This is a genomic window from Vibrio sp. Y176, assembly GCF_033438945.1.
The window spans coordinates 1-730 of record NZ_JAWOQS010000466.1; the positions used below are offsets into that span (position 1 = coordinate 1).

Sequence of the window (730 nt, forward strand, 5' to 3'; positions counted from 1 at the left end):
CATCACATACGACATTACTGATGAGCTAAAAAAAGTCGACCGACCTGACGTGCTTATTATTGAAGGCTTAAACGTATTACAAAGCGGTATGGACTACCCACATGATCCACATCGAGTATTTGTATCTGATTTTCTTGATTTCTCAATTTATGTTGATGCGGAAAGTGAAACGATAGAGCAGTGGTATGTCGAGAGATTTTTGAAGTTTCGCCGCGGAGCTTTTACTAAACCAGGCTCCTACTTCAGCCACTATACGCAGCTGTCGGTCGATGAAGCGAAAAGTAAAGCGAAAGAAATTTGGCGCAATATTAATGGACTCAATCTGGAATTGAACATTCTTCCAACCAGAGAAAGAGCCCATTTGATCCTCCACAAAGGTGCTAACCACCTTGTCGACAAAGTATCGCTAAGAAAGTAAAGGGGCTCAGTCCCCTTTTCTCAACGAAATTTCTCCGCCAATGTAGGTTTCCAAACCATTTTCAGTTTTGAGCACCACCCCACCCTGTTGGTCGATACCTTGTACCACTCCGTGTATTTCTCTCGGTCCCATAAGAAGCTTAACCGGTCGGCCGATAAAGTTGTCCAAACGATTCCAACGTTCAACAAAACCACCCAGTCCAGTCAGTTCATATTCTTCTAACGCGGCTTTCCAATGATCGATAAGACGTATCGCCAATTGAGTTCTATCGATACTAACTTCATTGGAAATTTGGTTGAGTGTTGTCCAAGG

2 pseudogenes are annotated in these 730 nt (G+C 43.2%); one reads left to right on the plus strand and one right to left on the minus strand.

Annotated features, from left to right (window positions below):
• A pseudogene (locus R7O13_RS26725) lies at nt 1-418 on the plus strand (type I pantothenate kinase); the annotation flags it as partial.
• Nucleotides 419-424: 6 nt separating this feature from the next.
• Here the strand turns inward: R7O13_RS26725 and R7O13_RS26730 are convergent.
• Nucleotides 425-730: pseudogene (locus R7O13_RS26730) on the minus strand (biotin--[acetyl-CoA-carboxylase] synthetase); the annotation flags it as partial.